This is a genomic window from Streptomyces calidiresistens (assembly GCF_014141525.1).
Lineage (GTDB): Bacteria > Actinomycetota > Actinomycetes > Streptomycetales > Streptomycetaceae > Streptomyces > Streptomyces calidiresistens.
Genome location: NZ_VKHS01000502.1, coordinates 1 through 4,180, shown reverse-complemented (window position 1 = coordinate 4,180; position 4,180 = coordinate 1). Strand labels below are relative to the sequence as shown.

At 73.4% G+C, this 4,180-nt stretch carries 7 protein-coding genes; 5 read left to right on the top strand and 2 right to left on the bottom strand.

Features of this window, described 5'->3' with window-relative positions:
• Positions 1-689, bottom strand: a 689-nt coding sequence (locus FOE67_RS18505; RefSeq protein WP_194444430.1) for an NAD(P)H-binding protein, incomplete at its 3' end; no start/stop codon positions are given.
• 50 nt (positions 690-739) lie between these two features.
• Between FOE67_RS18505 and FOE67_RS18500 the strand changes: the two genes are divergently transcribed.
• From FOE67_RS18500 to FOE67_RS18485, 4 genes are all read left to right on the top strand, one after another.
• Positions 740-1,186, top strand: coding sequence for a winged helix-turn-helix transcriptional regulator (locus FOE67_RS18500; protein WP_182665724.1), 447 nt, complete (start codon positions 740-742; stop codon positions 1,184-1,186).
• Between the two features lie 24 nt (positions 1,187-1,210).
• Positions 1,211-1,945, top strand: coding sequence for a class I SAM-dependent methyltransferase (locus FOE67_RS18495; RefSeq protein WP_182665722.1), 735 nt, complete (start codon positions 1,211-1,213; stop codon positions 1,943-1,945).
• A 158-nt stretch (positions 1,946-2,103) separates the two neighbouring features.
• Complete coding sequence (locus FOE67_RS18490) at positions 2,104-2,481, top strand: hypothetical protein (RefSeq protein ID WP_182665720.1); 378 nt, start codon at positions 2,104-2,106, stop codon at positions 2,479-2,481.
• A gap of 12 nt (positions 2,482-2,493) precedes the next feature.
• Entirely contained in the window at positions 2,494-2,736 is a 243-nt protein-coding gene (locus FOE67_RS18485) for an Imm10 family immunity protein (RefSeq protein WP_182665718.1), read from the top strand.
• Positions 2,737-2,763: 27 nt separating this feature from the next.
• On the opposite strand, the gene FOE67_RS18480 is transcribed toward FOE67_RS18485, so the two are convergent.
• Positions 2,764-3,342, bottom strand: a complete 579-nt coding sequence (locus tag FOE67_RS18480; RefSeq protein WP_182665716.1) for a TetR/AcrR family transcriptional regulator — start codon at positions 3,340-3,342, stop codon at positions 2,764-2,766.
• 72 nt (positions 3,343-3,414) lie between these two features.
• Here FOE67_RS18480 and FOE67_RS18475 point away from each other — a divergent pair, with 72 nt between their 5' ends.
• Positions 3,415-4,011 carry a dihydrofolate reductase family protein gene (locus FOE67_RS18475; RefSeq protein WP_182665714.1) on the top strand — a complete coding sequence of 199 codons (597 nt, stop codon included), beginning with the start codon at positions 3,415-3,417 and terminating at the stop codon, positions 4,009-4,011.
• Positions 4,012-4,180 lie beyond the last annotated feature (169 nt).

Genomic DNA, 4,180 nt, shown 5'->3' with positions numbered 1-4,180 from the left:
AGGTCGGCCACCTCCCGCCCCCCGATCGCCTCCGGCCCGACCAACTCGTACACCCGCCCCGCGTGCGGGGAGCGCGTCCCGGGGGCGGCCGGGGCGCCCACCGCCTCGTGCACCTCGACCACCACCCGGGCCGCGGCCTCGGCCAATTCCTCGCGGGAGACCGCCGCCAGCCGTCCCTCCCCCAGCGGGAGGGTGATCCGCCCCTCCCCGTCCGGCGCTGCGAGGGCGGCGAGGAGTTCGACGTACAGGCCGTTGCGCAGGATCGTCCATCCCGTCCGGCCCTCCCGCAGCCGGCGCTCGGTCCAGCGGTGCGGCAGCGCGTACGGCAGGTGGTCCCCCGCCCCGGTGAGCGAGGTGTACACGATGTGCCGGACGCCGGCCCGTTCGGCGGCGTCCACGGCGGCGCCGTGCCGGGCGATCACCGTGTCGTCCTCGCCGTACCCGGCCGAGATCAGCAGCAGCGTCCGCACCCCGGCGAACCCCTCGCGCAACGAGGCCGGATCGTCGAAATCGATCCGGCGCGCCGGAAGGCCCGCCGGCACCTCCTCCGGGTGCCTGCTGCCGGCGATCACCTCCTCGCGTCCCGCCAGCCGCCCGGCGATCACCCCGCCCAGCCCTCCGCCCACACCGGTGACCATCAGCACGGCTTTTCTCCACTTCTCCACCGTTTCGCGGTGGTTCCCCTCCATGACCAGCTCATCATCGGTAACCTCGTCCCGGGACGGAAGGAGGCACTTTCGTGTCGGAGACGCACACCGGGGTAACCACCCCACGGCCCGGGTCGCCCCCCGGGGCCGCCGGGGAGCCCGTCATCTCCTGCGGCGAGGAACACGAGGACTGCGGCATCCGCGACGTGCTGGACCGCATCGGCGACAAGTGGTCGGTGCTGGTCATCGTCGAACTCGCCGCCGGCACCCGCCGCTTCCGTGAACTCCTGCGCGCCGTCCCCGGCATCTCGCAACGGATGCTCACCCTCACCCTGCGGCGCCTGGAACGCGACGGTTTGGTGCACCGCACGGTCCATCCGACCGTGCCGCCCCGGGTGGAGTACCGGCTCACCGCCATGGGGCACGGTCTGACCCTGCTCCTCAAGGGCCTCGCCGACTGGTCCGCCGACCACCGCGCGGCCATCGCCGCCTCCCGCCGCCGCTGGGACGCCGAGCACCCGGAGGCGGACATCCGCTGAGGCGCGGCCCGATACGGTGGGGGCGTGTTCTCCCCCGAGGGTCCGACGTTCCGCGAACTCGCCGTGCAGGCGCTCTCCTCCACCGAGCGCGGGTACGACCTGCTGGCGCCGAAGTTCGACCACACGCCGTTCCGCACGCCGGACCGGGTGGTGGACGCCGTCGGCGACGTGCTGTGGCGGCTGGGCCCCTTCGGCACCGGCCTCGACGTGTGCTGCGGCACCGGCGCCGGGACGACGATGCTGCGCGGGGTGTGCCGGGATCGGGTGGTGGGGGTGGACTTCAGCGCGGGGATGCTGGAGGTCGCCCGGGAGATCGTGCCCAAGCCCCCCGGCGCCGTCCCCATCGACTGGGTGCGGGCCGACGCCCGCCGCCTGCCGTTCACCCCCAAGGGCGCCTTCGACATCGCGATCTCGCTCGGCGCCTTCGGGCACTTCCTGCCCGCCGAGCGGCCGGGCCTCTTCGCCGGGGTGCGGGACGCGCTGCGGCCCGGCGGGCGGTTCGTCTTCCCCGTCGCGGCGCCGCTGCCGCCGACCTCGCGGGAGTTCTGGCTGCTGCGCGGCTTCGACGCCGCCATGCGGGTGCGCAACGCGCTGTGGCGGCCCCCGTTCGTCATGTACTACGGCACCTTCCGGCTCCCGGATGTACTGGCGGACCTGCGCGGGGTCGGCTTCGACGTCGAGGCCCCGGCGCTGGAGGCCCTCGGCCGACGCCCCGACGGCTCCCCCCGCTGCCGCCTGGTCCTCGCCACCCGCCGCTGACGGTCGGGCGCCGGCGCGCGCCCGGGGTCGGCGTCCGCCCGGCCCCGGGCCCCGCGACGCGGGATCGACCGAGGACACACACGACCGGGGAAAGGAGCCGGTGGCCCGCCGCCGTCCCCCGCACCCTCTCCACCGAACACCCGGAGGTGCGATCCGACGTGGCGGAGGGGAAATGGAAGCCCGACCCCCGGGCCCTCATGTGGTGCTCCGGATCGGCGAACGAGGAGGAGATCGGTGAGGGGATCGGAGCCGACTTCCCCAACCGGGTTCGGGGGCGGTTGGGGGAGGGGAGCGAGGAGTACCGGAGGACGATGACCGAGATCGCGATCGAGTCGACCCTCTTCTCCCCGATGAACGCGGCGAGGGAACTGGGGACGTGCTTCCCACCTCCCGGGGAGCCCGTCGATCACGGGCCCGGGGCATGGTTCTCCACCACACCCCACCTGCTCTGTGAGGGGAGTCGCGCCACACCGCCCGACGGGGAGCGTCCCGTGCCCGCGCGGCCGACCGGTGGGCCGGTCGGCCGCGCGGGCTGATACACCACCGGCATGGACCATCGGTTCATCGCACGGGTGGCGAGCGCGGAGACGGATCCCGACGGCGACTTCCCCGAACCCGGGGTCGCGGAGCACCGGAACGGCGACGGCTTCTTCCCGTCCTTCATGTGCGAGGGCGGGGAGCCGGACGAGCAGGACGTCTCCTCGGACCTGGACACCCACTGCCCGGTCGCCGCCGCCCAGGGCACGGCGTACGGCCGGCGGGAGGCCCGACCGATCCGCGTCGCGCTCTGACGACCGGGGGGCCGGCCGGCTCCACCACTACCCGGCCGGCACGATCCGTTGGACGGCCGCCACCACGAGTTCTTCCCGCTCCTCCTCCGTGAAGACCTCCGGCAGGGTGAGCTGTTCGACGATCAGCCAGTTCAGGGTGAGCATCAGCAGCTTGACCGTCGTGGCGTCGCCGGGGAATCCGGACGCCTCGTGGTGGGCGATGTTGGCGTCGACGTCGGCCCGGACCCGTTCGGTGAGGACCCTCCGCAGTTCGGGACGGCGGGTGGCCTCCAGGCGGAGTTCGAGCAGCGCGAGGTAGCCGGTGCGGAAGGAGGAGACGCGGCCGACGAGTTCGCGCATCAGCTCCGTGTAGGTCTCCCGGTCGCGGGGGGCGGTGCGGTGGCGGGCGAGGGCGGCCTCGCCCGGGTGCAGCCGCTCGTAGACGCGGGCGCCGGCGCCGGTGAGCAGCTCGTCGCGGTTGGCGAAGTAGTTGGAGGCGGTCCCCGGCGGTACGGCGGCCTCGGCGTCCACCGCCCGGAAGGTCAGACCCCGGGCCCCCTCGCGTGCCAGCACCTCGATCGCCGCGTCGACCAGGGCCGTGCGCCGCTGCTCGTTCCGCCTCACCATTGACACCACTCCACGTGTAGTACTACGGTCGCGCCACTTCAATCAGAGTACTACGACTGGAGTTGTCAAAGGATGCGAAAGCTCGTCTATTACGTCGCCGCCACGCTCGACGGCCGCATCGCCGGCCCCGGCGGGGAGTACGACTTCTTCCCCCCGGGCGAGGGAGAACAGGGTGCCGCCTACTCCTCGTGGATGAACACGCTGTACCCCGACACGGTCCCCACCGCCGCCCGCGCCGCCGTCGGCCTCGCCGACACACCCCATCGGCGTTTCGACACCGTCGTCATGGGCCTCGGCGCCTATCGCCCCGCCCTCGACCACGGGATCACCAGCCCGTACGCCCACCTGCGGCAGTACGTGGTCTCCGGCACGCTCGCACCCGACATCGACCCGGCCGTCACCGTCGTCCCGGACGACCCGATCGGCCTGATCCGCGAACTCAAGCGGGAGGAGGGCAACGACTCGGACATCTGGCTCTGCGGCGGGGGAAAGCTCGCGGGGACCCTCCTGCCCGAGATCGACGAACTGGTGATCAAGAGCTACCCCGTGGTCGCCGGCGCCGGGATCCCGCTCCTCGACGGCGCCTTCGACCCCACCCTCTTCGAGGTCGCCCACCGCACCGCCTTCCCCCACGGCGTCACCGTCACCCGCCTCACCCGCGCCGGGTGACGGACTCCCCCATCGAATCCCCGGGCCCTCGATCCCCTCGACCGAACGAATCCGAACGCGCGGATGAGGGGTGACCACCACCCGTTCGGCGGGTCCGGTCCCTTTCCCGCCGGCACACTCCCGGGAGAAAGGGCCCGGATGGGGCCCGGGCCAGGCGGGGGCGGTGGGG